General features: G+C 67.1%; 29 protein-coding genes and 1 pseudogene. 7 read left to right on the forward strand and 23 right to left on the reverse strand.

What is annotated here, in order from left to right:
• The 4 genes from SALMUC_RS19645 to SALMUC_RS19660 form a co-directional block, all read right to left on the reverse strand.
• Positions 1–335 (reverse strand): IS5/IS1182 family transposase (locus tag SALMUC_RS19645; RefSeq protein WP_037372424.1); only part of this gene is annotated, 335 nt, incomplete at its 3' end.
• Positions 332–766, reverse strand: a complete 435-nt coding sequence (locus tag SALMUC_RS19650) for a ParB N-terminal domain-containing protein (RefSeq protein ID WP_020042280.1) — start codon at positions 764–766, stop codon at positions 332–334. The genes SALMUC_RS19650 and SALMUC_RS19645, both read right to left, overlap by 4 nt.
• A complete protein-coding gene (locus tag SALMUC_RS19655) occupies positions 763–1,083 on the reverse strand; it encodes a hypothetical protein (protein WP_020042281.1) in 321 nt (106 codons plus the stop codon). Before SALMUC_RS19655 ends, SALMUC_RS19650 begins: the two co-directional genes overlap by 4 nt.
• Complete coding sequence (locus tag SALMUC_RS19660) at positions 1,076–1,315, reverse strand: hypothetical protein (RefSeq protein ID WP_020042282.1); 240 nt, start codon at positions 1,313–1,315, stop codon at positions 1,076–1,078. Before SALMUC_RS19660 ends, SALMUC_RS19655 begins: the two co-directional genes overlap by 8 nt.
• A gap of 144 nt (positions 1,316–1,459) precedes the next feature.
• Between SALMUC_RS19660 and SALMUC_RS19665 the strand changes: the two genes are divergently transcribed.
• Positions 1,460–1,870 (forward strand): hypothetical protein, encoded by a 411-nt coding sequence (locus tag SALMUC_RS19665; protein ID WP_020042283.1) that lies wholly within the window; start codon positions 1,460–1,462, stop codon positions 1,868–1,870.
• A gap of 393 nt (positions 1,871–2,263) precedes the next feature.
• On the opposite strand, the gene SALMUC_RS19670 is transcribed toward SALMUC_RS19665, so the two are convergent.
• Positions 2,264–2,710, reverse strand: coding sequence for a hypothetical protein (locus SALMUC_RS19670; RefSeq protein WP_021120680.1), 447 nt, complete (start codon positions 2,708–2,710; stop codon positions 2,264–2,266).
• Between the two features lie 517 nt (positions 2,711–3,227).
• Positions 3,228–3,485, reverse strand: a complete 258-nt coding sequence (locus SALMUC_RS19680) for a hypothetical protein (protein WP_020042286.1) — start codon at positions 3,483–3,485, stop codon at positions 3,228–3,230.
• Between the two features lie 77 nt (positions 3,486–3,562).
• Between SALMUC_RS19680 and SALMUC_RS28390 the strand changes: the two genes are divergently transcribed.
• Together SALMUC_RS28390 and SALMUC_RS19690 are read left to right on the forward strand one after the other, a co-directional pair.
• The gene (locus SALMUC_RS28390; RefSeq protein ID WP_020042287.1) at positions 3,563–4,294 is read left to right on the forward strand and encodes an XRE family transcriptional regulator; all 732 of its coding nucleotides are present in this window, start codon (positions 3,563–3,565) and stop codon (positions 4,292–4,294) included.
• A 15-nt stretch (positions 4,295–4,309) separates the two neighbouring features.
• Complete coding sequence (locus SALMUC_RS19690; RefSeq protein ID WP_020042288.1) at positions 4,310–4,906, forward strand: hypothetical protein; 597 nt, start codon at positions 4,310–4,312, stop codon at positions 4,904–4,906.
• A gap of 853 nt (positions 4,907–5,759) precedes the next feature.
• On the opposite strand, the gene SALMUC_RS19695 is transcribed toward SALMUC_RS19690, so the two are convergent.
• The 7 genes from SALMUC_RS19695 to SALMUC_RS30025 all read right to left on the reverse strand — a co-directional run bounded on the left by SALMUC_RS19695 (position 5,760) and on the right by SALMUC_RS30025 (position 11,261).
• Positions 5,760–6,929 (reverse strand): molybdopterin molybdotransferase MoeA, encoded by a 1,170-nt coding sequence (locus SALMUC_RS19695; RefSeq protein WP_020042289.1) that lies wholly within the window; start codon positions 6,927–6,929, stop codon positions 5,760–5,762.
• Positions 6,926–7,402, reverse strand: a complete 477-nt coding sequence (gene moaC / locus SALMUC_RS19700; protein WP_020042290.1) for a cyclic pyranopterin monophosphate synthase MoaC — start codon at positions 7,400–7,402, stop codon at positions 6,926–6,928. The genes SALMUC_RS19695 and moaC overlap by 4 nt, the downstream gene beginning before the upstream one ends.
• Positions 7,399–8,202: an indole-3-glycerol phosphate synthase TrpC gene (gene trpC / locus SALMUC_RS19705; protein ID WP_020042291.1), complete on the reverse strand. Its 804-nt coding sequence runs from the start codon at positions 8,200–8,202 to the stop codon at positions 7,399–7,401. Before trpC ends, moaC begins: the two co-directional genes overlap by 4 nt.
• Positions 8,199–8,843 carry a uracil-DNA glycosylase gene (locus SALMUC_RS19710; RefSeq protein ID WP_020042292.1) on the reverse strand — a complete coding sequence of 215 codons (645 nt, stop codon included), beginning with the start codon at positions 8,841–8,843 and terminating at the stop codon, positions 8,199–8,201. The genes trpC and SALMUC_RS19710 overlap by 4 nt, the downstream gene beginning before the upstream one ends.
• Positions 8,840–9,862, reverse strand: coding sequence for an anthranilate phosphoribosyltransferase (gene trpD, locus SALMUC_RS19715; protein ID WP_020042293.1), 1,023 nt, complete (start codon positions 9,860–9,862; stop codon positions 8,840–8,842). The genes SALMUC_RS19710 and trpD overlap by 4 nt, the downstream gene beginning before the upstream one ends.
• Complete coding sequence (locus tag SALMUC_RS19720) at positions 9,859–10,440, reverse strand: anthranilate synthase component II (protein ID WP_020042294.1); 582 nt, start codon at positions 10,438–10,440, stop codon at positions 9,859–9,861. Before SALMUC_RS19720 ends, trpD begins: the two co-directional genes overlap by 4 nt.
• A gap of 536 nt (positions 10,441–10,976) precedes the next feature.
• The gene (locus tag SALMUC_RS30025; protein WP_156883569.1) at positions 10,977–11,261 is read right to left on the reverse strand and encodes a hypothetical protein; all 285 of its coding nucleotides are present in this window, start codon (positions 11,259–11,261) and stop codon (positions 10,977–10,979) included.
• A gap of 585 nt (positions 11,262–11,846) precedes the next feature.
• Here SALMUC_RS30025 and SALMUC_RS28400 point away from each other — a divergent pair.
• Positions 11,847–12,236 carry a divergent polysaccharide deacetylase family protein gene (locus SALMUC_RS28400; RefSeq protein ID WP_051155956.1) on the forward strand — a complete coding sequence of 130 codons (390 nt, stop codon included), beginning with the start codon at positions 11,847–11,849 and terminating at the stop codon, positions 12,234–12,236.
• A 4-nt stretch (positions 12,237–12,240) separates the two neighbouring features.
• Here the strand turns inward: SALMUC_RS28400 and SALMUC_RS19730 are convergent, their stop codons facing one another.
• The 3 genes from SALMUC_RS19730 to SALMUC_RS19735 all read right to left on the reverse strand — a co-directional run bounded on the left by SALMUC_RS19730 (position 12,241) and on the right by SALMUC_RS19735 (position 13,928).
• A complete protein-coding gene (locus tag SALMUC_RS19730) occupies positions 12,241–12,879 on the reverse strand; it encodes a DUF1638 domain-containing protein (RefSeq protein ID WP_020042297.1) in 639 nt (212 codons plus the stop codon).
• A complete protein-coding gene (locus tag SALMUC_RS30600; protein WP_020042298.1) occupies positions 12,866–13,039 on the reverse strand; it encodes a hypothetical protein in 174 nt (57 codons plus the stop codon). The genes SALMUC_RS19730 and SALMUC_RS30600 overlap by 14 nt, the downstream gene beginning before the upstream one ends.
• A 184-nt stretch (positions 13,040–13,223) precedes the next feature.
• Entirely contained in the window at positions 13,224–13,928 is a 705-nt protein-coding gene (locus SALMUC_RS19735) for a corrinoid protein (RefSeq protein ID WP_020042299.1), read from the reverse strand.
• A gap of 187 nt (positions 13,929–14,115) precedes the next feature.
• Here SALMUC_RS19735 and SALMUC_RS19740 point away from each other — a divergent pair, with 187 nt between their 5' ends.
• Positions 14,116–15,201 (forward strand): PA0069 family radical SAM protein, encoded by a 1,086-nt coding sequence (locus tag SALMUC_RS19740; RefSeq protein WP_020042300.1) that lies wholly within the window; start codon positions 14,116–14,118, stop codon positions 15,199–15,201.
• Between the two features lie 65 nt (positions 15,202–15,266).
• Here SALMUC_RS19740 and SALMUC_RS19745 read toward each other — a convergent pair whose 3' ends face one another.
• From SALMUC_RS19745 to ssb, 4 genes and pseudogenes are all read right to left on the reverse strand, one after another.
• Positions 15,267–15,497 (reverse strand): hypothetical protein, encoded by a 231-nt coding sequence (locus SALMUC_RS19745; RefSeq protein WP_020042301.1) that lies wholly within the window; start codon positions 15,495–15,497, stop codon positions 15,267–15,269.
• Between the two features lie 35 nt (positions 15,498–15,532).
• Complete coding sequence (gene bmt / locus SALMUC_RS19750; protein WP_020042302.1) at positions 15,533–16,546, reverse strand: betaine--homocysteine S-methyltransferase; 1,014 nt, start codon at positions 16,544–16,546, stop codon at positions 15,533–15,535.
• A gap of 98 nt (positions 16,547–16,644) precedes the next feature.
• The gene (locus tag SALMUC_RS19755; RefSeq protein ID WP_020042303.1) at positions 16,645–17,715 is read right to left on the reverse strand and encodes a site-2 protease family protein; all 1,071 of its coding nucleotides are present in this window, start codon (positions 17,713–17,715) and stop codon (positions 16,645–16,647) included.
• 213 nt (positions 17,716–17,928) lie between these two features.
• Positions 17,929–18,448, reverse strand: a pseudogene (gene ssb, locus SALMUC_RS19760) (single-stranded DNA-binding protein).
• A gap of 198 nt (positions 18,449–18,646) precedes the next feature.
• On the opposite strand from ssb, the gene SALMUC_RS19765 reads away from it, so the two are divergent.
• The gene (locus SALMUC_RS19765) at positions 18,647–19,240 is read left to right on the forward strand and encodes a lytic transglycosylase domain-containing protein (RefSeq protein WP_020042304.1); all 594 of its coding nucleotides are present in this window, start codon (positions 18,647–18,649) and stop codon (positions 19,238–19,240) included.
• A gap of 15 nt (positions 19,241–19,255) precedes the next feature.
• Here SALMUC_RS19765 and SALMUC_RS19770 read toward each other — a convergent pair whose 3' ends face one another.
• The 3 genes from SALMUC_RS19770 to miaA form a co-directional block, all read right to left on the reverse strand.
• Positions 19,256–20,926 (reverse strand): ABC transporter substrate-binding protein, encoded by a 1,671-nt coding sequence (locus SALMUC_RS19770; RefSeq protein ID WP_037372433.1) that lies wholly within the window; start codon positions 20,924–20,926, stop codon positions 19,256–19,258.
• A gap of 90 nt (positions 20,927–21,016) precedes the next feature.
• Entirely contained in the window at positions 21,017–21,859 is an 843-nt protein-coding gene (locus SALMUC_RS19775) for a helix-turn-helix domain-containing protein (RefSeq protein ID WP_020042306.1), read from the reverse strand.
• On the reverse strand, positions 21,856–22,752 hold the full coding sequence (gene miaA, locus SALMUC_RS19780) for a tRNA (adenosine(37)-N6)-dimethylallyltransferase MiaA (protein WP_020042307.1): 897 nt from the start codon (positions 22,750–22,752) through the stop codon (positions 21,856–21,858). Before miaA ends, SALMUC_RS19775 begins: the two co-directional genes overlap by 4 nt.
• 97 nt (positions 22,753–22,849) lie before the next feature.
• Between miaA and pyrH the strand changes: the two genes are divergently transcribed.
• Positions 22,850–23,575: a UMP kinase gene (pyrH, locus tag SALMUC_RS19785; protein WP_037372438.1), complete on the forward strand. Its 726-nt coding sequence runs from the start codon at positions 22,850–22,852 to the stop codon at positions 23,573–23,575.
• Positions 23,576–23,612: the final 37 nt, after the last annotated feature.

Raw genomic sequence — 23,612 nt, forward strand, 5'->3', positions numbered from 1 at the left:
GCACGGCGATAGGGGATCTGCACCTTCAGGGTCTTCTGCCTCCGGCTCAAGGTCGAATAGTCCGGAACGGGCCAGTCCAGCCCCGCGAGACGCAGCAGACTGGCGACCAGCCCGGCGGTCTGCCTGAGCGGCAGCTTGAACAGCACCTTGATCGACAGGCAGAACTGGATCGCCGCATTCGAGAACACCGGCGGGCGCCCAGGGCGGCCCTCATGCGGCGCGTGCCAGACCATCTCCTTGTCCAGCCAGATCAGCAAAGACCCGCGCTTGCGGAGCGCAGCGTTGTAGGCGGACCAGTTCGTCGTGCGGTAGCGGGCGGGCTTGGGCTTGCTCATGCTGCTCGTCTAATCGCATGGATTCCCGATGTGAATCCTTCACCCGCTGAGTTCTGCAACAACGCCGGGTTCAGCCTTTGGAAGGTCTCTCGACGCTGCGCCAGGAAATATGACAGCTGAAGTGCGGTCATTTTGGCTCCGGCCAAGTTTCCATCGATCTCGAACATCAGAGCTTCGTCATCCGAGCACCGCAACACATCACAGGGGATGACTGCTTCGCCGAGTTCGCGCATCGCGGAGAGCCGATTGGCCCCATCGAGCACGAAATCGCCCTTCTTGGTTCGACGCACGACAATGCGTCCGACGAAGCCTCGCTCGCTGATTGCTTCCTTCAGAGTGTCCACACCGTCGCGGGACACATCTCTAAGCCGTCCAGCGATCTGGATCTGATCGACTGGCAACTCATTGACTGTCGTGAGCCGCTCGATCATCTCTCACTCCCGACAATCCCTTGCAGCACTGACCGGAGTGCGCTGATGCGGATCTGGACGTCCGAGTTGATCCTCGCCGCCTCGTCATTGAGGATCTCGAGATGCTCGCGCTCGGCATCGGCATTGGTGAGCAGTTCGTCGATTTCGCCGTCATCGGTGCTCGCGCTCCGAGCGAGCAAGTCGACTTGGGCAGCGACCGAAGCCAACTCGTTTTCCATCCACTGCAAGCGGTCGGGTTGAACCAGGCGAACCGGTACCGATCTGAGATCTTCTTTAGGCTTGGGCCCAGAGATTTTTTGGAAGTCTGTCTTAGCCATCGGTACGCGGCCCTTTCTTCATGGTGTAGTAGAAGCGTCTCTCGCGCTCCGGCCCTTCGAGCCGGGTCTCGCAATCGATCCGTGCGCCGAGACAGCGCAGCTCGGCGATGCAGCTGTTGACCGCGCAGACCTTGGCCCGGCGCATGATCGACCAGGTCGAGTGGGGCTTGCCGTCGGACAGCACGGTCAGGACGCGCTGCAGGCGGGCGGATTTGAGCGAGGCGGCATTCATGATCCGCCTCCGCTCTGGCACCACATTGTGTGCTTTCCTTCCGCGAAGGCGCGACCCGTGCTAGGGTGGCGGCGCTGCCGGGTGTTACCGCACCCAGCAGCGCCTCTCATGCCCAAGTGAAGACAGCACAAGGACACGATCTCGATGACTGGATATGTGATCGAGGCGCAGGCGCGCGCGGACGAACTGTTGGAAATGCTCACGGAAGAGCAAGTCGACCTACTCTGGACATGGGCCCTAAACGTGGCGGAGATCGACTGGGAGCGCATCATGTCCGCTCCTTCCGATCATTCGCTCCGCGTCTTAGCGATGACGCCAAAGCAGCGATATCGCTGGATGACTGAGACACCGCCGGAGCAGTTCTATCGCCAATGGATAGAGGCTCGTCACTGGTCGGTTCTGTCAGCCATTGCATTGCAGCAAGCAGAATTCGCTGAGTACGCGAAGGGCATGAAATATCGAGAAGCCTGTCGATATGGGGCTCAAGCAGCAAGCAGGCATCTGGCCCCAAGGTCTCTAGAAACGACGCTGCGGCACTCATTTGGCGTCCTATGAACCAGCCTGGCAGACAGATCGGCGGGATCTGCCGCCACGACGGCCTCGCTCCCCTCAAGCTCCGGGCTGCCTTGCGCCGTTTGCGTATTCTTCGATAGATGTCGCGGCTCGTTGCCGTTCCGCCATGGATGCGTGGATCGGTCTCCATCTCTGGTCTTTCCCGGTTCTTGAGGGCATGGAACTTGGCTCCGGGATAAAAGTCCGGAGGCGTTTGACGATCGCGAAGATGCTCGAGCAGAAGGATCCCTGCACGGTCTTCAGTCGGGACCTCGGGCAGCTCCGGGAACTCGAATTTCCAAAGCAACTTGGTCCGGTCGTATGCCGCCTCAAAGGTCGGCCGGCTCGACCGAAAGAAGTCCTCGGCCAACAACAGAATGAAGCGATTTTCGGAACTCACAGCAGCACCCCCAGACCAATGATCGTGCCAACCACCAGCGCGACCACCGACACGCCGCCCAGCAGGTCGCCGAGCAGGCTCTCGGACAGCCGCCGTTCGGCGGCGCGAATGGTTGCCCAGGCCGCGCGCAGGGAGGAGAGGAAGGGCGCGGGCCTGGGCGCCCCGACGGTGCCTCTGCCGCCGGGGAGACGGTTGCCGGCGTTTCCGTGAGTGGTGGCAACCGTCTTGGTCTGGTGCATGGCTTCGTCGCCGCGCAGCGCGTCGGCCAGCAGCATGCGGGCGTGCTCGCCCACCATGCGCTCGGCCGCGCGGGCCGCGCCGAAGCTCTCGGGTTGACGGGCCGTGCCGATCAGCGTGACCCCGAGCGCAATGCGCTGCGCATCGGTCAGGCCACGGCCGATCTCGTGGGCACGAACAAGGACATCTGCGCGGTCCTGCATCACGAAGCCCTCCGGTCGCTGGCGGTGAGGGGCGCAGGGCGCGGCGTCTCGATCGGCCAGGGACACCTGTCCGGCCAGATCGTCGAGAAGACGCGCAGTGTAGCGTCGAAGGTCTCTTGGCGGACCCCAGACACCGGGTTTTCGCCCAACCGGACACGCAGCATCGTGAACTCGTGCAGGTTGCTTAGTGAGATCTGCGGGCCGAGGGACCTCACAGCATCGGACGCCAGGACTTGCCCGGTCGCGTCAAAATGAGTGGCGAAAAGAGTGCGAACCTCGTTTGCACGACGGCGGTTTTCGCGTGTTGTCTCAGGCGGCTGCGTCCTGCCCGTGCGCGCGGCCCAGGCCGGCACGTCGCAAGCGTCGATGCCAGCTGCGACCGTAGTAGCTCGAGTGCCTTTATGACACCGGCTGCCGATACTGCGTTCGACCGTGGATCGAAGCCCAGCGATCGCCTGGCGAGACCCGTCGAGAGCTTCGCCGAGCTCCGGACGGAGACGGAAATGGCTACCGGCGGCCATCAAACGCGCTCCTGCTCCAGCCGCTTCGCGTAGAGTGCGGCGAAAAGATCTGGGCCGATCTCCTCGATCATCGCATCGCGCATCAACTGCGCCTTCGGGCCATTACTCCAGCCGGTCGAATACCCACGAATGTTCTGGAAGTTGACACCGTGACGATCGGCGAACTCACGACTGCTGGACCCCAATGCCCGCATGCCCGCGAGGAACGCGTCATGAAAGATCGGCCCCGGCTGGTAGGATTGTTGATGTTTTGTCATGCTGCTCTCTTGAGTCGATGTGGCTTGACCGCGAATAACGTTCAGGAGGAAGATGACCGTGTATTACGTTATTGTCAATGGGCATTGAAATGGCAACCGCAATTTACGGTCAGCGCATCGCCGAGATACGCAAAAAAATTGGTCTGTCACAGCGAGCTTTTGGGTCAAAAGTATCGCGAAGTCAGGGATTTATCAGCGACATAGAGGCAGGACGCACCGATCCTTCGTTCGACTTTCTAGTCAAGCTTTGGCGTGAACTCGGCGTCGATCCCAGATGGGTCATCACAGGCGAGGGGAACGAGTTGCAGGCGCAAGCTCAGTTCCAGGGTCGCACCAGTCTAGTCAGCGCACCGGACACCAGCGTGCCAGCGCATGGCGATGTCATCATAGGTGACGCAGAGCTTCAGATGGTCCGCCGCTTCGATGTGTCCGGGTCTGCTGGCCTTGGCGCATTGGTGCCATCCGAGGAGGTCATTGACCATGTGGCCTTCACACGCTCGTGGCTCTTGCGAATGGGAATTAACGCTGATTTGGCTGGCCTTTTAAAAGTTAGTGGCGATAGCATGGCGCCGAATTTGCGAGACGGCTCCTTAGCTCTGGTTCACTTTGCAGAATTTGAAGTCGATGATGGCTACATTTATGCGTTCCTGTTGAATGAGGAACTCTTCATAAAGCGGCTGGCAAGAATTGACGGAGGATTTTTGGTAACATCTGATAATCCGACCTTCCAACCTTACAAGGTCTTGGGAAATGACGCCAAGGAACTCAGAGTGCGTGGACGAGTGCGCGCAGTGATCTCTCAAGTGTGAACGTGGAGTGGTACTATGAAGTTTATGAAATTCAGCATGGCGATTGTGCTTTCCAGCCTTTCTGTACCTGCGAAAGCGGAGGAAACTGATACTGCTAAAAGTGCCGCTGACAGTTGCTTAATGGCTTTAGAGGCGGGTGAAGAGCGCGCCGCGGGCGAGGCCGCGATCACCTTACAAGCCGTCGAAGGGGATGTTTTTGGTGAGGCTCGAGACCTCGGCGTTGAGTGTTTGGAGAAGTTCACCGGCGAGCAATGGCTATATGCACAAGGCCATAAGCGATTTATGTCCATCGACGCCTTCAAAGCCATTGATCAACGACGCACGATCAAGGCCAGAATGGGTCAAGTCGTAGAAGAAATAATATCTGATACGGAAGGCTTGGCCGAGCAAGCCAGGCAGAACCGCCTAGCTGCAGAAAAAGAGCGAGTGAGGGCCGGAGAGCTCTTGCAGCAATCTGCACAGGAGTTGTCGAAGGCACGTCGAGAGAGCGTTTCAATCCGAACTTACACGGCCTGCGTTAAACTCTATCGATCTAACGAGAACTCAGCGCTGGTGAACCCTGTCTGTAACGCATCATTTGTTGCCAACGGCCTGCCGCCCTCGATCGACTGAGGCAACTCACCATTCGCGTACGATCGCCTGCCGTGAGTTCTCCAGTGCGTGGCTGCACGCGTGGGCGCCGCCATCGTTGAAGGGCGGTCGGGGATATTGACGGTCGGATCGACAGGAGCGAAATAGACCTAGCCGGATCTCCACGTCGATCCTCGACTTTGTCGTGACTGCTCACACGAGTCGCATAAGGCACAGTATGTGGTGCGGTACGGTCGCGGCCTGGCTGAAAATCGGGTCCCACTTCTCTGAAACCGTTACGACGCCTCGCATCGACATAACGTGCTGTAATGGCGCTCGAAAATCCGTAAGTGGGACGGTCGACACGAAGTGGGCGGCTAGGGTCCCAGTTCGCAGCCCTGGTCAAAGCTCGAGAATGCCCCTGTACGGGCTTTCTCAGGGGGCATTGAACCATATTTCAATGGGGTTTCGCGGTGATCGCTTCTTACTCGCCTTCAAAGGCCTTCAGAGCCGCCATGGTGGCCGATTTGACCGGTTTCGCAGGATCACTGTAAACTTATGCCGACTGGGAGCAGACCATGCGTGGCGCTCAGCAACCCCTTGATTTCTCTTTCCATCCGCCGTCTTCCGACTTCTTCGAGCGTCTTCCGGGATCACTGTAATCTAAGGTGTCACCTAACAGCCACTGCTGTCACGGACAGATATCCGGAACGTTCGGGAAAAACCGCAAGAAACTGAAATCATTTGAAGATCGCGATCCCGATGAAGGTCCAGATGACCATGCCCGCGAGCACCGCCCAGAGAATCCACCATCCATGTCGCAAGCTGCAGGCTCCCCCGATCTGCCGTAGCGCGTCGCAATATCTTGCCCCGCGCGGCACGGGACCGGCAATGACTAGCGTTGTGTCAGGTGGATGACATTCACCGACTCGCCGGCCTCGCGGGCGGGGTCGCCGGGTGGGCGTACGACGAGCGCGTCGGCCGCCCCGAGAACGCTCAACAGAGAGCTGTCCTGCCGATCGAAGATCGTGACACCCTCGGAGCCGATGCGCCCGCGCATGTAGTGTTCGCGTGGCCCGTTGGCGCCGACGGGCGCGGCAAGGCGCAGCGCCTCGCGCGGGGCAGGAGCGGCGCCCAGGCCGAGCATGGCGCGGATCACCGGCGCGACGAAGACATGGCCGCAGACCATGGCCGAAACCGGGTTGCCCGGAAGCCCGATCATCATGGCAGGCCCCAAACGCCCGGACATCAGCGGCTTGCCCGGCCGCATGGCAACGCGGTGGAAGGCCCGCTCGAGGCCCATCTCGCCGGCCACCCGCGCGACGATGTCGTGATCCCCGACCGAGGCTCCGCCCACGGTGATGACGAGATCCGCGTCGTCGACCAGCCCCAACACGCAGCGCAGCGACTCCGGCGTGTCGCGGGCGATGGGAAGAAGCCGGGGCTCGGCGCCGAGATCGGCCAGCAGGGCATGCAGGCCGAAAGTGTTCGAGGCGATGATCTGATCTGGGCCGGGATCCTCGCCGGGCATGCGCAGTTCGTCGCCGGTGGCGATGAGGGCGACGCGAGGACGGCGTGCCACGGGCACCCGGTCGATGTTCATCGACGCCAGGAGAGCGAGGTCCTCGGGGCTGAGCCGGCGCGGCGCCTCGACGCGGTCACCGGCGCGAAAATCGTTGCCAAGAGCGCGGATATTGGCATTCGGGGCGACGGGTTCGGAGAGAGTGACGGCCTCGCCGTCGCGGATGACATTCTCCTGCAGCGCAACGCGGTCGGCGCCCTCGGGCACCGGGGCGCCGGTGAAGATGCGCACCGCCTCGCCCTGCGCGACCGTTCCGTCGAACCGCTGGCCTGCCGCCGATTCACCGATCACGCGGAAGCTGTCGACATCGCCGCCAAGGGCGTAGCCGTCCATCGCGGAGGCCGAAAAGGGCGGCTGGTCGCGGCGGGCCACGACGTCGCGCGCAAGCACGCGACCGTTGGCCTCCAGCAGCGGGATCTCTTCGCTCCCGAGTGGCTGCGCCAGGGCAAACAGCTTGTCGAGCGCCTCGGATACGGGGATCATGTCGCCTCGTAACGGCCTGATTTGCCGCCGTCTTTCAGGACAACGCGGATGCCGCCGATCTCCATGCCGCGATCCACGGCCTTGGCCATGTCATAGACCGTCAGCGCGGACGTGCTGACGGCCGTGAGCGCCTCCATCTCGACACCGGTCTGGCCGGTGGTCTTGACCGTGGCCTCGATGCGCAGGCCGGGCAGGTCGGTGTCGGGCGTCAGGTCGACCGAGACCTTAGTGACCGGCAGCGGATGGCAGAGCGGGATCAGCTCGGGCGTCTTCTTGGCGCCCATGATCCCGGCCAGCCGCGCGACACCGATCACGTCGCCTTTCTTGGCCTTACCTTCGGTAATGATCTCAAGGGTTTCGGGCTGCATCTTCACCCAGCCGACGGCGGTGGCGACGCGTGCGGTCGTGGCCTTGTCGGACACGTCCACCATGTGGGCATCGCCCTTGTCGTCGAAATGCGTCAGACCGCTCATGCCGCGACCGGATCCCTGAGCAGCGTGCGGGTGGCACGTTCCACGTCGGGCTGCCGCATGAGGCTTTCTCCGATCAGGAAGGCCCGCGCACCGTATTGCGCCATGTCGGCAAGATCGGCGGGCGTGTGGAGGCCGGATTCCGAGATCAGCAGCCGGTCGGCCGGCACATTGCGCGACAGGACGCGGGTCGTGTCCAGCGTGGTCTCGAAGGTCTTGAGATTGCGGTTGTTCACGCCAACGAGCGGCGAGCGCAGCTTGAGCGCGCGGTCGAGTTCGGCCGCATCGTGCACCTCGATCAGGGCGTCCATGCCCCAGCCAAAGGCTGCGTCCTCGAGCTCGGCCGCCTGCGCGTCGCTGACGCTGGCCATGATGATCAGGATGCAGTCCGCACCCAGCGCGCGAGCCTCGGCCACCTGGTAGGTGTCATACATGAAGTCCTTGCGCAGCGCCGGCAGCGTCGTCGCCGCGCGCGCCTCGGTCAGGAAGGATTTGGCGCCTTGGAAAGAGGGCGTGTCGGTCAGAACCGAGAGGCAGGTCGCGCCGCCGCGTTCATAGGCGGAGGCCAGTGTCGCGGGGTGAAAATCCTCTCGGATCAGGCCCTTGGACGGCGAGGCTTTCTTGACCTCGGCGATGAGGCCATAGCCCGTTGCGGCGGCCTCGCGCAGCGCGGCGCCGAACGGGCGCACCGGATCGGCCGCGCGCGCCTCGGCCTCGACCGAGATGAGGGACTTGGCAGCCTTGTCGGCCGCCACCTCTTCCAGCTTGTAGGCCTTGATCTTGTCGAGGATCGTCTGCGTCATCCGCTTACCCAGTCAATCGGTGTCTCGCCCCTTGCAATAAGCCACTCGTTGACGCGGGAAAAGGGGCGCGATCCGAAAAAGCCCCGCCGTGCCGAAAGCGGCGAGGGATGGGCCGAGCGCAGCAGCAGATGGTCCGTCCCGTGGATGTGCCTCTCGAACCCCTGCGCATGCTTGCCCCAGAGCACGAAGGCACGCGGCTTTTTCGACAGCTCCTCGAGCACCTGCTCCGTCAGCGTCGACCAGCCCATCCGCGCGTGGCCGCCCGCCGTGCCCGCCGGAACGGTGAGCGCGGTATTCAGCAGCAGAACGCCCTGCGCCGCCCAGTGGCGCAGGTCTCCGGTCGCGGGCGCCGCGCCGAATTCGGCCTCGAGTTCCTTGAAGATGTTGCCCAGCGAGCGCGGCAGCGGCCGAATGTGGGGCTCGACCGAGAAGGCCAAGCCGTGCGCGTGTCCGGGTGTCGGGTAGGGGTCCTGGCCCAGGATCACCACGCGCACCGTGTCGGGCGGGCAGGCGTCGAGCGCCGCGAAGATCTGCGGCGCAGGCGGCAGCACCTCGCGATCCTCTGCGGCAAGCGCGGCCGCGATGCGGGGCAGGTCCCGGGTGAAGAACGGCAGATGCGCCCAGGCTTCGGGCGGGGTCATGCCGCCTCTTGGGTCGCCTCGGCCAGCGCGCGAACCTTACCGAGCGCAGCGCCGCTGTCGATGCTCTCGCGGGCCATCTCGACGCCCTGGCGCAGGTCCGTGGCCTTCCCGGCCACGACGAGGGCGGCAGCGGCGTTCAGCAGAACCGCGTCGCGGTAAGCGCCCGCCGCGCCCTCGAGCAGCGCGCGGAAGGCGGTGCCGTTTTCCTCGGGTGTGCCGCCGACGATCTCCTCGAAGGCATGCTCGGGCAGGCCCGCGTCCTCGGGATGAAGCTCGACCTCGCGGACCGAGCCGTCCTCCTCCAGCGCGGCGACCCAGCTCATGCCGGAAATCGCCAGCTCGTCGGTGCCGTCAGAGCCGTGAACCAGCCAGGCGCGCTCGGACCCGAGCTGGCCGAGCGTCTCGGCCATGGGCTGGATCAGATCGCGCGAGAAGGCGCCGGTGAGCTGGCGCTTGACCCCGGCCGGGTTGGTGATCGGGCCGAGGATGTTGAAAATCGTGCGCGTGCCCAGCTCGGTGCGCACCGGGCCGACGTTTGCCATGGCCGGGTGGTGCATCGGCGCCATCATGAAGCAGATGCCGGTCGATTTCAGAGCCTTTTCAGCGGCTTTCGGCGGGATCATCACCTTGACGCCCATCTGGGTCAGCGCATCCGCCGAGCCCGATTTCGACGACAGGTTGCGGTTGCCGTGCTTGGCCACCGGCACGCCCGCGCCCGCGACCACAAAGGCGGCCGCCGTCGAGATGTTCAGCGTGCCCTTGCCGTCGCCGCCGGTGCCGACGATGTCGATGGCCCCCTCGGGCGCCTGCACCTTGTGGCACTTGGCGCGCATCACGGCGGCGGCGGCGGCATATTCCGACACCGATTCGCCGCGCGTGCGCATCGCCATCAGCAGCCCGCCCATCTGCGCCGGGGTCGCCTCGCCCTCGAAGAGGATGTCGAAGGCCGTCTCGGCCTCGTCACGGGTCAGCGGGCGGGTCGCGGCGGCGCCGATCAGCGGCTTCAGTCGGTCGCTCATGCAGGTTCTTTCATGGTCTCGAGGAAGGTCTTGAGCAGCGCATGGCCGTGCTCCGAAGCGATGCTCTCGGGGTGGAACTGCACGCCGTGGATGGGCAGCTCGCGGTGTCGCAGGCCCATGATCGTGCCGTCCTCGAGCCAGGCGTTGACCGCCAGCTCCTCGGGCAGCCCGTCGCGCGAGACCACCAGCGAATGGTACCGCGTCGCCTCGAAGGGTGAGGGCAGGCCGGCAAAGACGCCGGTGTCGTCGTGGTGCATGCGGCCCATCTTGCCGTGCACGATCTCGTCGTGGCGCACGACATTGCCGCCGAAGGCCTGGCCGATCGTCTGGTGACCGAGGCACACGCCCAGCAGCGGCGTTCCGGTCTCGGCGGCGGCCTGCGTCAACGCGAGGCAGATGCCGGCCTCGTTCGGGGTGCAGGGCCCCGGCGAGAGCAGGATGCCCGAGGGCCGCAGTGCCATCGCGTCCTGAACGGTCAGCGCGTCGTTGCGCCAGACCTGCGCCTCGACACCAAGCTCGCCGACGTAGTGCACGAGGTTGTAGGTAAAGCTGTCATAGTTGTCGATCAGCAGAAGCATGGGCGCGTCTCGGGGCTGGAAGGATGGGCATTCTCGGCGCTATACATGCGCCCGGGTGAGGTGCAGCGTCAAGGGCTGGCGCCGGAGAGCGCGACCGCGCCCGCAAGAGGCACGACAGACCGGCACGGATACCGGCGGGCAGAAGGGGCGCAAGGCATGGCGAAGGGATTTCTGACGGGGGCGATCAGCGGCCTGGTGGTTTCGGGTGTCGCAGCGGGCGCTGTCTCTTTCGCGCTTGGCCCGCCGCGGCCGGTTCGCCTGTCCGAGGCTCCGGTGGCGCCGCCGGCCGAGACCGCCGCACCCGCGCAGGACCAGGTGCTGCCCGAAACCGAGGGAACCGAGACAGCGCCCGAGCCGGTTGCAGAGGGGCCCGCACCAGAGACCGAGATGGAGACGGTCGAGGTCACCCCGTCCCCGGACGAACGTGCCGACCCCGAGAGCGAGACCGCCGAGGCGGAAGCCGGGGAGGTATCCGCGACGGAGACCGAACCCGCGACAGAGAGTGCCGAGGCGGAGTTGGACGAACCGGCCGCCGTTCAGGAAGTCGTCCCGCCGGCAAGGCGCCCGGCCGACGAGGCGCAGGTCGCGCTTGCAGGCGAGGGACCGGCGCTCAATTCCCCGCCAAGTGCGCCCGAGGCCAGCGCACCCGACACGACGCCCGCCGCGCGGCCCGACGCGGTGACCGGCACCGATGCGCCCGCCGCACCCGAGGCCAGCGAAGAGCCCGAGGCCCGCGTTGCGGTTTCGAGCGAGGCGCCCGTCCTGCCCGGCGGCCAGGCCGCAGCGCCCGAGGCGCCGCTGGCCGAGCGCGAGCCCGACATTTCCACCGACCCGGCCCAGCCCCCGGCGCCGCCGGTGTCCGCCGAAGAGAGCGGCCTGGTCGCGGATCCTGCTCCCGAAACAACTGAGGCAGGGCAGCCCGCGTCCGAAGACGAGGACGAAGACACCGGCACGATCGTCGCGGAAGGGGCCGTCGATGACGCCAACGAGGGCGCGCAGACGGCGCCCACAATCGGGCGGCCCGCGCAGTCGCTGATCCCCCGGGGCGGCGCCGAAGAGGCCGACGCTGATGAGACGGATGCTCCCGAGGCGGAGCAGCCCGCAGCCGAGGCCCGCCCGCTCGAGCGCTACGCGGCAGAGGCGGATGCAGCAGAGGACGAGCCGCGCATGTCGATCGTGCTGATCGACGACGGGTCCGGTCCGCTGGGCCCCGACACCATCGAGGCCTTCCCCTTTCCGGTCAGTTTCGCGATCCCGGCCTCGCATCCGGACGCCGCGGCGGCCGTCCGGGCCTACCGCGATCTCGGCTTCGAGGTGCTGGCACTCGCCGGCGTTCCTGAAGGCGCCCAGGCCTCCGACGTCGAAGTGACGCTCGAGGCGACGCTCGACGCGGTCGCCCGGAGGCTGTGGCGGTGCTCGAGAACCCGGGGCAGGGGCTTCAGTCCTCCCGCGCGGTCTCGGACCAGGTGGCGGGCTACCTCGCCGATACCGGTCACGGGCTTCTCATGCAGCCGAGCGGGCTCAACACCGCGCAGTCGCTGGCGCTGCGCGCAGGCGTGCCGTCGGCCACGGTGTTCCGCGATTTCGACGGCTCCGGACAGGACCCGCGCGTCATGCGCCGCTTCCTCGACCAGGCGGCCTTCAAGGCGCGGCAGGAGGGGGCCGTCATCATGCTGGGGCGGCTGCGGGCCGACACGGTCTCGGCGCTGCTGCTCTGGGGGCTGCAGGACCGGGCGGGCAGCGTGGCGCTGGTCCCGGTCTCGACGGTGCTCAGGGAGAGCGTCGCAACAGAGTAGGCGCTCAGCGCGCAGCCCAGCCGCGCAGCGTCGTCTCCAGATCACCGTAGCCCGTCGGCCGCCGCTCGAATGCAAGGCCGAGCCGCTCTGCCTGCGTGCGGGCGCGCTCGGTCAGCGTGGCGTCCTCGGTCTGGGCAAGATAGACCAGCGTCTCGTAGTTGCCGAAATACATGTCGCGCAGTTCTGGATGCCGGTCGAGCCCGAGCGGTTTCCAGACGAAGGCATCGAACTGCCGCACAAGGAAATCCGTCAGGTAGAAGGCCGTCGCCTCGTCCCGCGCGGCAAAGGCATCAACCCCCTCGAAGAAGGCGTAGCAGTGCGGCCCGGCGACCATCTCCACGCCCAGCCGCGCGCATTCCGCTCCGAGCAGCCCGCCGGTGCCGCAGTCGGCGTAGACGACATGGATCGCGTCATACCCCGCACGATGCCGCTCGACGGCGTCGCGAACGGCTTCCGGGATCTTTTCCGGACGATTGTGCAGAATGGCGGGCAGGCAGACGAGATCGAGGTGGTCCCAGCCGTTCCGCGCCTTGAGATCGAGGATCTCGCGCGCGAGCGCACCGCAGGCAATCAGCAGCACCTGCCCCTTGCCTGTGTCCTGCCATCCGGTATCGGTGAGCGTGGTCGCGTCAGGCGTGGCCATCGTCGGAAGCGATCGGCATCATGGCCCAGCGAGCCAGCAGGGCCAGCCCCAGCAGCAGCGGAACCATGGTTCCCGCGCCCCAGGCCACGAAGGCCCAAACGGTCAGGGCGGCCGCCGTCAGAACGGCGAAGATGAGCGTCACGAAAGTCGTTACCGGCATGATGCGTCTCCTCTGCCTAACAAGATAGGGCGCGACGCTCGGAAATAAAAGACAAATTCCTGACACGCACCAGGCGTCGCGACGTAACGGCCGCTTTGCGGGACAGCAGTGTTCTGGGGGTTGGGGCGTTTTCAGCCCGGGACCGGCCCTCCTCCCCGCCGGTCCCGGTGGCGCCGCCCGGCTATCAGCCTGCGGCGCGCTGATTGTGCCTGCGCGCAATCAGATCCTTCGCCATCTCTACCGCAACGGCGGCGTCACGGCAATAGGCGTCGGCACCGATGGCCTTGCCGAATTCCTCGTTCAGCGGCGCGCCGCCGACCAGGACGATGTAGTCGTCGCGGATTCCCTGCTCGACCATCTGGTCGATGACGACCTTCATGTAGGGCATCGTCGTGGTCAGAAGCGCCGACATGCCGACGATATCCGCGTTCTCGGCGGCCGCAGCCTCGATGTAGGTCTCGACCGGGTTGTTGATCCCCAGATCGACCACCTCGAATCCGGCACCCTCCATCATCATCGACACCAGGTTCTTGCCGATGTCGTGGATGTCGCCCTTGACCGTGCCGATGACCATCTTGCCGATGGTGGGCGCGCCGGTCTCGGCCAGGAGCGGCTTGAGGATGGCCATGCCGCCCTTCATCGCGTTGGCTGCCAGCAGCACCTCGGGGACAAAAAGGATCCCGTCGCGGAAATCCTTCCCGACCACGGTCATGCCGCCGACCAGTGCCTCGGTCAGGATGCGGTAGGGTTCCCAGCCGCGCTCGAGCAGGATGTTCACACCCTCCTCGATCTCTTCCTTGAGACCGTCGTACAGGTCGTCGAACATCTGCTCGACGAGTTCCTCGTCGTTGAGGTCCGAAAGGATCAGGTCGTCTTCTTCGTCAGACATGCGATTGTCCCATGGGTTCTGGCGTGGCACTGCACGCGGGAGGGGATACTGGTTTCCTGCGGGTTTCCGAGGCGGCACACTTGGCGGATTGCGACATGCGCCAAGCCGCCTGCGACGCCGGCGGATCACTGTGCGGGACCGCGACGGGGTGATTGCGGATGTTCCTTATTCGTTCTATCCTGCCTGCATGGAGCAATCGCCCAGACACGTCGATCCCGAGCGCCGCCGCGGACGCGGCGCCGCGACCCGCGAGACGGGTCGCTTCGAACGGCTGAACCGCGCCGACGAGTCCGACGGCTGGGACATTCCCGAGGAACTGCCGCCCATCCGAACCGAGGTGAGCGAGGAGCGGCCGCGCAGCCTCATCAACTACGTCCGCTCGCCGGACATTCCTTTCGACCGTACGATCAACCCCTATCGCGGCTGCGAGCACGGTTGCATCTACTGCTTTGCCCGGCCGAGCCACGCCTACCTGGGCCTCTCGCCAGGCCTCGATTTCGAGACGAAGCTGGTGGCGCGTCCCGAGGCGCCCGAGGTGCTGGCGCGCGAACTGCGGGCATGCCGATACGAGGTGGCACCGCTGGCCATCGGCACCAACACCGATCCCTACCAGCCCATCGAGCGCGACCGCGGCATCATGCGCGCCTGCCTCGAGGTGCTGCGCGATTTCCGCCACCCGGTCGCCATCGTGACCAAGGGCACGCTGATCGAGCGCGACATCGACATCCTCGCGCCGATGGCCGCCGAGGGACTGGTGCGCGTCGGGCTCTCTGTCACCACGCTCGACCCGGACCTGTCCCGCCGGATGGAGCCGCGCGTGCCGTCCCCGGCGCGGCGGCTGGCAACGATCCGGCGCCTGGCCGAGGCGGGGATCCCCGTCCGCCTCATGGTCTCGCCCGTGGTGCCTGCGCTGACCGACCCGGAGTTGGAACGCATCCTCGCCGCCGGTGCCGAGGCGGGCGCGGGCGCGGCAAGCTGGATCATGCTGCGTCTGCCGCTCGAGGTCTCGCCGCTCTGGCGCCGCTGGCTCGAAGAGCACTATCCCGGCCGCGCAGGCCGCGTCATGGCGCGACTGCGCGAGATGCACGGCGGGCAGGACTACTCGTCCCGCTGGCACCACCGCATGCGGGGCGAGGGGCATTACGCCGAGCTCATCGGCCAAAGGTTTCGCAAGACGGCGCGGCGCCTCGGGCTCGACCGCGAACAGCCGCCGCTGCGCTGCGATCTGTTCGCGCCACCGCCGCGGGCAGGGGACCAGTTGAGCCTGTTCTGAGGCCGCGCGCCCGAATCTCTTCGAAGAGATCTGCAAATTCCTTCGAAGGTATTTGGCGCGGCCCCTCACCGCAGCACCCTCACCGGCGCCCGATTGCAGAAGACGACCGTCCGGCCCGCGTTCTCGACCGCGCGAAAGCCGCGCCGGTCGAGCTTTGCCAGGAACCGCTCATTCCCCACGATCTGCCCGATGGCGCAGGTCCTGCGCCGGACCACGCCGCCCTGCGCCGCCGCGCGCGCGGCAACGAGCTGTGTCAGGCATTGGTCGAGGCGAATCGGAGCGGGGCGATCTGTCATGTCTGCAATCTCGCCCCGCCAGTGTTAAAGCCCGGTCAACCGCGACGCCGGCCGCGGCGCTCGCGCTTTGGCGCGCCCGAGTCGCCGGTGCCGTCGGTTTCCGAACTGAAGCCGCCCAGGCGCTCTGCGATCACCTCCAGCGTCGGCCGCTCGCCGCGCGGGCGCGTCTCGAGCGCCTCGCGCATGGCGCGCAGGTGCTCGGGCATGGTTCCACAGCAGCCACCGATGATCGTCGCGCCCGAGTCGCGCGCCATGCAGACATAGTCGGCCATAAGATCTGGCGTGCCGTTGTAGTGGATGTGCCCGTCCTCGTAGCGGGGGATGCCCGCGTTGCCCTTGGCGATGATCGGCCGAGCGGTGCCCGTGGCGGCAAAACCCAGCACCGTGCGCAGCAGGTCCGAGGCGCCCACGCCGCAGTTTGCGCCGAAGGCGAGCGGGGGGTTGGGCAACCCGTCGACCAGCTGGACGAAGGCCTCGGAAGTCACGCCCATCATGGTGCGCCCGGCCGTGTCGAAGCTCATGGTTCCGCACCAGGGCATGCCGACATTGGCGAATGCCTCGGCGGCGGCCTTGAACTCCTCGGGGGCCGAGATCGTCTCGACCCAGAGCACATCGGCGCCGCCTTGCTTGAGGCCGGTCGCGGTCTCCTCGAACATCTCGACCGCGGCGGCGTGGCTCAGCTCGCCCACCGGCTGCATGATATCGCCGGTGGGACCGACCGAGCCCGCGACCACCACCTTGCGACCGGCCGCGTCGGCCACCTCGCGGCCCAGCTCGGCGGCGATGCGCGACAGCTCCAGCGCGCGGTCCTGCGCGTCGTGCAGTTTCAGCCGCGAGGCATTGGCGCCGAAGCTGTTGGTCAGGAAGATGTCCGATCCCGCCTCGACCGCGTTGCGATAGAGCGTGCGGATCCGGTCGGGGTGGTCGATGTTCCAGAATTCAGGGGCGTCGCCCGAGCTCAGGCCCATGTTGAACAGGTTGGTGCCCGTCGCCCCGTCGGCCATCAGCCAGTCACGGGTCTCGAGCAGTTCGGAAAGCGCGTTTGTCATTCAGGGTCCTTGGAACTGCGGGTGTTCAGGGTTTCACATGGCGCACCGCGCGGCAATCGCGCAAGGCCCGCATGCGTCGCGCAAGGCGCCTTCGCGACCTATCCTGCCTTCCGTTCGCGCAGGACCATGACTTCGCCCACGTTTTCGCGCGTAACGTAGCCGAGCACGCGGCCCTGCCGGTCGGTCACAGCCACGGCGGGCGCCTGCGCCAGCGCGTCGAGCACCGTCTCGAGCGGCGTGGTCAGCGGGTATTGCGGCACCTCCTCCATGACCTCGGCCACGGGCTGCGCGCCGCGTTCCTCGGCCATGGCGTGAAACAGTCCCGCGCGGGTCAGGAAGCCGGCAAGCCGGCCCTCGGGATCGAGCACCGGGAATTCGTGCTGCGTGGTGCGGATGAGCGTCTGCGCCGCGACCTGCAGCGTGTCCTCGGGGCGCAGCGACTCGAAGCTGGTGATCATCGCATCGCGCGCGGCGAGATCGTGCGCAATGGCCCGGTTCGCCACGTCGCGGCTCTCGGCCGTGCCGGCGAAGAAGACGAAGAGGGCGATGAGCAGCAGCACGAGATTGCCCGAGGTCAGCCCCCAGAAGCCCAGCAGGAAGGCCATGACCTGTCCGGCGGTCGCGGCGGCCTGCGTGGCGCGCACCCGGCTCATGCGGGTGGCCAGCGCGGCGCGCAGCACCCGGCCGCCGTCCATCGGGAAGGCGGGCAGCAGGTTGAAAAGCGCAAGGAAGAGGTTCACCGCCGCAAGCTGGCCCAGGAAAGCGCCGGGCGTTGTGCCGATATCGGCAAGGTCCTCGACCGCCGTGGAGGCGCCGAAGCCCAGCAGCAGCGCCCAGATCACGATGTTGACCGCGGGGCCCGCGAGGGCGACGGCAATTTCCTGGGCCGGCTTCTCGGGCATGCGCTCGAGCCGGGCGAGCCCGCCGATCGGCAGCAGCGTGATGTCGGGGGTCTTGATGCCGTAGCGCCGGGCCATCAGCGCGTGGCCGAATTCATGCGCCACGACGCAGGCGAAGAGAGCCAGCACGAATGCGACGTTCTGCAGCGCCGCCTGCGGGCCGCCCGCGGCCCATGCTCCGGCCCCGACCCAGGCCAACAGGAGGAAAAACGTGGCATGGACCCGCAGGTCCGAGCCGAAGAGGCGTCCGATGGAAAACGACCAGGTCATGCGTACAATGTCCCCATGCCGGCGCAGCGCCGGTTACATCCAGAATTCGGGATCTGTCCGGACGTTGTCAACTCGGGCGGGGTGCCGCAGGGGCGCTCATCGCGGCGCCGGCCGATTGCTCCGGACGCTGTCGGAGGGGCACGAAAAAACGGGCCGCCCGGCCGGCGACCCGCTTTCGCATTCGTCGGATCTGGCGCCCGCCGGGCGCCGCGATCAGAACGGGATCTCGTCGTCGATGTCGCGAGAGGGCGCCCGCGAGGGGCCCGAGCCGCCGCCCGAGTAATCGTCGCGGCCGCCGCCGTAGCCACCGCCGCCACCCGAGCCGCCGCCGTAACCGCCACCCGAACCGCCGAAATACACCGCCGCCGCCGCCACCGCCGCTGCGACCGTCCAGCATGGTAAGGTTGCCGCCAACGCCGGCCACGACCACGTCGGTCGAATAGCGATCCTGGCCCGACTGGTCCTGCCATTTGCGGGTCTGCAGCGCGCCCTCGACGTAGACCTTGGAGCCCTTGCGCAGGTACTGCTCGGCCACGCGGATCAGACCGTCGCCACGCAGCACGACGTTGTGCCATTCGGTCCGTTCGCGGCGTTCGCCGGTGTTGCGGTCGCGCCAGTTCTCGGAGGTCGCGATGCGCAGGTTGCACAGCTTGCCACCGTCCTGAAAGGTGCGAACCTCCGGGTCCGCGCCGAGATTGCCCACCAGGATCACCTTGTTCACGGAACCGGCCATGTCGTCCTCTCTCTCGTATCCGAATCCCCGTTTCGGGGTCCAAGCATCCTTACACCACCATAGAGTGGTTAACAGGGGGGAAAGACCCGCCTCCGGGCCGATCCGCCCGAGGGTTTCGCGACCGCTCAAATCCTGTATAGTCGTGGCCGAGTGGACAGGGAACGGAACGGGACAATGAAGCGTGTGACGAGACCGGCGATGGCCGCGCTCGCCGCCGCCGCATTCTGCGGTGCACCTGCGGCGGGCGACGTCCTTTCGACCAAGAACAGGGTCATGCTTTTCCAGAAGCAGACGAACGTGCTCGACAGCCGTGCGGCGCAGCAATACCGCAACTCGGTGCGGCTGCAGCCGCCCAAGGTTGTGACGCCCACGAAATGGGGCCCGCGCGGCGGCGAGGAGGGCTCTGCACCCGCCTATCGCGGCGCCTACAAGGGCGTCTACGCCGACATGGCGCGGGTCGCGGCGCGCCGCCACGGCGTGCCGGAGGACCTGTTCCTGCGCCTCGTGCAGCAGGAGTCGGGCTTCAACCCCAAGGCGCTGTCGCACAAGGGCGCGATCGGGCTCGCGCAGCTAATGCCCTTCACCGCGCGGGCGTTGGGGGTCGATCCGAAGATCCCCGAGCAGAACCTCGACGGCGGCGCGCGTTACCTCGTGACGCAGTACCGCAAGTTCGGCTCCTGGAGGCTGGCGCTTGCCGCCTACAACGCCGGTCCGAACGCGGTCGAGAAGCACGGCGGCGTTCCGCCCTACACCGAGACGCGCAACTACGTGAAAACCATCTGGGGCGGCTGAGCCGCGCGCCCCGGATCAGCCGGCGGCGAAGCCCAGACCGTAGGGGTGGATCTCGAAGGTCGGGTGCATCTCGGCGCCGACCACACCGGGGCGGAAATGCCGGTACAGCGCGCGCCAGTAGGGCTGCACGATCACCGCGTCCCGCTGCAGCATCCGTTCCATATCGGCCATGACCTCGCGCCGCGCCTCGGCGTCGGCGATCGACATGGCCCGCGCCAGCAGCGCGTCGAACTCGGGATTGGCATAGCCGGACTCGTTCCAGGGCTCGCCCGACCGATAGGCCAGCGCCAGGATCTGCACGCCAAGCGGCCGGTGGTTCCACTCGGTGATCGACAGCGGAAAGGACGTCCATTCGCTCCAGAAGGCCGAGCCGGGCAGCACGCGGTGCGTCACCGCGATGCCCGCGTCGGTCAGCAGCGCCGCCGCCGCCGCGCCGGTGCGCCGGGTGAACCCGTCGTCGAGCGTCACAAGCTCGTGCCGGAAGTCCTCGAGCCCCGCCTCGACCATCAGCGCGCTGGCCTTCTCGGGGTTGAATGGCGTGGGGCCAACCTCGGCATAGTCGGGATGGATCGGCGCGACGTGGTGGTTGTGCGCCACCGTCCCGCGGTCGCCGTAGCCAAGCTCGAGGCAGACCGCGTTGTCCACGGCCATCTGCAGCGCCTGCCGCACGCGCAGATCGGCATAGGGAGTCCCCCCGTCGACCTGCGCGGTCTGGTTGCCGCGCAGCACGACCGTGGCGCCGGTCACGACCTCCGAGCGTTCCCAGCCGAGCTCGTCCGCTTCCTCGATGAAACCGCCCAGGTTCTCGTGCAGCATGTCCACGGTGTCGGCCTTGATCGCGGCGATCCAGCTCGCCGGGTCGGTGCCGAGGTCGATGAACTCGATGCGCTCGAGCGTCGGCTCTTCCCATCCTTCGACACCCGCGCCCCACCAGTCGTGGGCCGTGTTGCGAACCAGGACGGCGCTGGCGTGCGGCGCGAAGCTCTCGGGCAGGTAAGGCCCGGTACCGACGGGCGAGTCGAGCATGGTCTCCGGGTCGTGGCTGGCATGCACGACGGCTGCCGGGTAGTCGGCGAGCCCGGCCATGATCGTGACATCGGGCGCGGGCAGGGTGACGCGCACGGTCAGCGGGTCCACCTCCTCAACCGCGCCGTCACGCAGCTGCCCGGTCTCCGGATCGACGAGCGAGGCCAGACGGCCGGCCATGGAATTGCCCGCGACGCTGCGGTCGCACCAGTAGCCGAACATGCGCAGCACGTCCTGCGCGTCGAAGGCGTCGCCGTTGGTCCAGGTCACGCCGGGGCGCAGGTGGAGAACGTAGGTCGTGGCATCCTCGTCCACCTCCCAGCTCTCGAGCAGCATGCCCCGGAGGGTGCCCTCGCAGGTGTATTCCACGAGGTATTCGAGCCATCCGCGCGTGAAATTGGCGATCTCGGGCCAATCCGCCGTGCGCGGATCCCTGACCGGGCGCACGCCCATCTGGATGCGCAGGGTGCCACCCGGGCGCCGCTCCTGCGCCGCCACGGGCGCGGCGAGGCCTCCAAGCGCATGCACCGCGGTCGCACTCAGCCCCAGGGCCGTGGCACGGGTCAGGAATTCACGGCGACCGATCCGGCCCGCCGCGAAGTCGCGGGCCTGCTGGATCGCCGCCCGGTGGACGCGTGTGGGCGCGCCGCTCTGCGTCATGGTCGTCTCCCTCCGGCGCGTCTGGCCGATGACCTCATGGAACAACCCGGAGCGCCCGGACCGCAAGCCTTTTCCTGAGGGCGCCCGGCCTCAGCCGGCAAGACCGTTGCCGGCGGCGCGGCGCAGGTCCGTGGGAGAGCTTCCGGTGTGGCTGCGAATGAAGCGGGTGAAATAGGCCGCGCTCTGGAACCCCAGCATCTCGGCCACCCGCATGACGGGCGCCTCGCCCTCGGCCAGCATCTGGCGCGCGGCGTGCAGCTTGCGCTCGGCGATCATCTCGGCCGCCGTCCGGCCGCAGGCCACCCGGCAGGCGCGGGTGAGATGGGTGGGCGTCACGCTCAGCGCCTCGGCATAGCCCGCGACGCTGCGGTCCGAGGCGTAGTGCCGGGTCAGCAGCCGGGCGAAGGTCCGCGCGAGCCGCTGCGCCGCGCTTTCCTCTGGCGCGTCTGCGGTGCCCTCGGCGGCCTGGCGGTGCAGCCAGACGGCGATCAGGCGGACATGCGCCTCGAGCGCGTCCTGCAGCATGATCCGGCCCTTGGTGAACTCCCGCTGCATGGCCTCGATCTGGGCGGTCAGCTCGGACTGGGCCCGGGTGTCGCGGGCGCGCAGGTGCAGCGCCGAGCCGGGCAGGCGGCCGGTCAGCCCGGCGGGGCTGGTCACCACGAGGCCGAGGCATTGGGCGCTGGCGTCGACGGAGAACAGTGTGCCGGCTGGAATGAACATGGCGTTGTGCGTGCCGAACCCGCGCCGGATACCGTTGACCACGACCCGGCCCTGGCCGCGCGTGACCCAGATCAGCACGTTCTCGGGCCGGTCGTGCAGCAGGCCAAGACGCCAGGACGGCATGCGACCCAGCGAGGTGACCCGCACGAGCGCGGGGTCCTCGGCGCCGGTCATCGGCTGCGGGTGACGGATGAAGGCGGGTGTGGTCATGCCTCGGCCTCGGCGGGGGCAAGAGCGGGCCAGTCGCGCATCCGCGCCCTGAACCAGGTGCGCTGGCGCTTGGCGAATTGCCGGGTGAGGACTGTGGCACGCTCGATGGCAGTTTCCAGCGTGATCTCGCCGCGCAGGTGCGCCATGAGCTCCGACGCGCCGATGGCCTTGGCCGAGGGCAGGTCAGGCGACCAGTCGGCGAGGTTCGCGCGCGCCTCGTCCAGTGCGCCGCCCTCGACCATGGCGCGAAAGCGCGCGGCAATACGCGCATCGAGCCAGTGCTTGGGTGCCTCGACGAGGATCGGCTGCGCGCGCGCAAGCGGCAGCAACGGCGGCGGCGTCTCGTCCTGCCATTGGGCAAGGCCGCGGCCGGTGGCGCGCAGCACCTCCCAGGCGCGCTGCACGCGCATCGGGTTGTCCGTGTCGATGCGGGCGCGGGTCTCGGGGTCGAGCTCGGCCACCATCTCGGCGCGCCCGCCGGCATCGAGGCGGGCCATCGCCTCCGCCCGAACCTCGGACGGCGTGGGCGGGATCTCGGCCAGGCCCTGCGTCAGCGCGGTGAAGTAGAGGCCCGTGCCGCCGGTGATGATCGGGCGCGGGCGCTGTTCGAGCAGGGGGGCGAGATCGCGCAGCCAGTCGCCCACGGAATAGGCCTGCGAGCCCGGCACATGGCCATAAAGCGCGTGGGGTGCACGCGCCTCGTCCTCCGGCCCGGGCCGCGCGGTCAGCAAGCGCCAGTCGGAATAGACCTGAATCGCGTCGGCATTCACCACGACGCCGCCCGCGCGCTCGGCGATTTCCAACGCGAACGCGGACTTGCCGCTCGCCGTCGGTCCGGCGATCAGCACGGGCGCCGCCGGGTCCGGCGCGAGACGTGTCAGCCTGTCGGTCACGGCGCCCCCTTCGGACCTCGTCCTGCGGCATTGCAGCCGCAGGCGTTTTCCGCCACATATGGCGCGATCCTAGTCCCGGCAGCCGATGGAGCGCAACATGGCCGAGCCCTCCCAGACCACATTCAAGCGCGTTCTGCTGAAGATTTCGGGGGAGGCGCTGATGGGAGACCAGGGCTACGGCCTGCACCCACCGACGGTCGAACGCATCGCCCGCGAGGTGCAATCGGTGCACCAGATGGGCGTCGAGATCTGCATGGTGATCGGCGGCGGCAACATCTTCCGCGGCCTCGCGGGCAGCGCGCAGGGCATGGAGCGGACCACCGCCGACTACATGGGCATGCTGGCCACCGTGATGAACGCGCTGGCGATGCAATCGTCGCTGGAAAGCCTCGGCGTCTTCACGCGGGTCATCAGCGCGATCCGCATGGACGAGGTGGCCGAGCCTTACATCCGCCGCCGCGCCGTGCGCCACCTCGAGAAGAAGCGGGTCTGCATTTTCGCGGCGGGCACGGGCAACCCCTATTTCACGACCGACACGGCGGCGACTTTGCGAGCGAACGAAATGGCTTGCGAGGCGATCTTCAAGGGCACCAAGGTCGACGGCGTCTACGACAAGGACCCGGTGAAGTTCCCCGATGCGAAGCGCTACGACCGCGTCAGTTACGACGACTGTCTCGCCAAGCACCTGAAGGTGATGGACGCGAGTGCCATCGCGCTGGCGCGCGACAACAGCCTGCCGATCATCGTCTTTTCGCTCGACGAGCCGGGCGGCTTCCGCGGCATCCTGGCCGGGCAGGGCACCTACACGACGGTTCACGGCTGAGGCCGCGCCCCCGGGGCCAAGCGCCCCGGGCACCGCA

Origin of the sequence: Salipiger mucosus DSM 16094 (genome assembly GCF_000442255.1) — a bacterium.
GTDB classification, from domain to species: domain Bacteria; phylum Pseudomonadota; class Alphaproteobacteria; order Rhodobacterales; family Rhodobacteraceae; genus Salipiger; species Salipiger mucosus.

Coding starts and splice junctions, on each gene's coding strand:
- SALMUC_RS19650 (WP_020042280.1), bottom strand. CDS start 766: ATGATCGAGCGGCTCACGACAGTCAATGAGTTGCCAGTCGATCAGATC.
- SALMUC_RS19655 (WP_020042281.1), bottom strand. CDS start 1,083: ATGGCTAAGACAGACTTCCAAAAAATCTCTGGGCCCAAGCCTAAAGAA.
- SALMUC_RS19660 (WP_020042282.1), bottom strand. CDS start 1,315: ATGAATGCCGCCTCGCTCAAATCCGCCCGCCTGCAGCGCGTCCTGACC.
- SALMUC_RS19665 (WP_020042283.1), top strand. CDS start 1,460: ATGACTGGATATGTGATCGAGGCGCAGGCGCGCGCGGACGAACTGTTG.
- SALMUC_RS19680 (WP_020042286.1), bottom strand. CDS start 3,485: ATGACAAAACATCAACAATCCTACCAGCCGGGGCCGATCTTTCATGAC.
- SALMUC_RS28390 (WP_020042287.1), top strand. CDS start 3,563: ATGGGCATTGAAATGGCAACCGCAATTTACGGTCAGCGCATCGCCGAG.
- SALMUC_RS19690 (WP_020042288.1), top strand. CDS start 4,310: ATGAAGTTTATGAAATTCAGCATGGCGATTGTGCTTTCCAGCCTTTCT.
- SALMUC_RS19695 (WP_020042289.1), bottom strand. CDS start 6,929: ATGATCCCCGTATCCGAGGCGCTCGACAAGCTGTTTGCCCTGGCGCAG.
- moaC (WP_020042290.1), bottom strand. CDS start 7,402: ATGAGCGGTCTGACGCATTTCGACGACAAGGGCGATGCCCACATGGTG.
- trpC (WP_020042291.1), bottom strand. CDS start 8,202: ATGACGCAGACGATCCTCGACAAGATCAAGGCCTACAAGCTGGAAGAG.
- SALMUC_RS19710 (WP_020042292.1), bottom strand. CDS start 8,843: ATGACCCCGCCCGAAGCCTGGGCGCATCTGCCGTTCTTCACCCGGGAC.
- trpD (WP_020042293.1), bottom strand. CDS start 9,862: ATGAGCGACCGACTGAAGCCGCTGATCGGCGCCGCCGCGACCCGCCCG.
- SALMUC_RS19720 (WP_020042294.1), bottom strand. CDS start 10,440: ATGCTTCTGCTGATCGACAACTATGACAGCTTTACCTACAACCTCGTG.
- SALMUC_RS30025 (WP_156883569.1), bottom strand. CDS start 11,261: ATGTCGGGCTCGCGCTCGGCCAGCGGCGCCTCGGGCGCTGCGGCCTGG.
- SALMUC_RS19730 (WP_020042297.1), bottom strand. CDS start 12,879: ATGGCCACGCCTGACGCGACCACGCTCACCGATACCGGATGGCAGGAC.
- SALMUC_RS30600 (WP_020042298.1), bottom strand. CDS start 13,039: ATGCCGGTAACGACTTTCGTGACGCTCATCTTCGCCGTTCTGACGGCG.
- SALMUC_RS19735 (WP_020042299.1), bottom strand. CDS start 13,928: ATGTCTGACGAAGAAGACGACCTGATCCTTTCGGACCTCAACGACGAG.
- SALMUC_RS19740 (WP_020042300.1), top strand. CDS start 14,116: ATGGAGCAATCGCCCAGACACGTCGATCCCGAGCGCCGCCGCGGACGC.
- SALMUC_RS19745 (WP_020042301.1), bottom strand. CDS start 15,497: ATGACAGATCGCCCCGCTCCGATTCGCCTCGACCAATGCCTGACACAG.
- bmt (WP_020042302.1), bottom strand. CDS start 16,546: ATGACAAACGCGCTTTCCGAACTGCTCGAGACCCGTGACTGGCTGATG.
- SALMUC_RS19755 (WP_020042303.1), bottom strand. CDS start 17,715: ATGACCTGGTCGTTTTCCATCGGACGCCTCTTCGGCTCGGACCTGCGG.
- SALMUC_RS19765 (WP_020042304.1), top strand. CDS start 18,647: ATGGCCGCGCTCGCCGCCGCCGCATTCTGCGGTGCACCTGCGGCGGGC.
- SALMUC_RS19770 (WP_037372433.1), bottom strand. CDS start 20,926: ATGACGCAGAGCGGCGCGCCCACACGCGTCCACCGGGCGGCGATCCAG.
- SALMUC_RS19775 (WP_020042306.1), bottom strand. CDS start 21,859: ATGACCACACCCGCCTTCATCCGTCACCCGCAGCCGATGACCGGCGCC.
- pyrH (WP_037372438.1), top strand. CDS start 22,850: ATGGCCGAGCCCTCCCAGACCACATTCAAGCGCGTTCTGCTGAAGATT.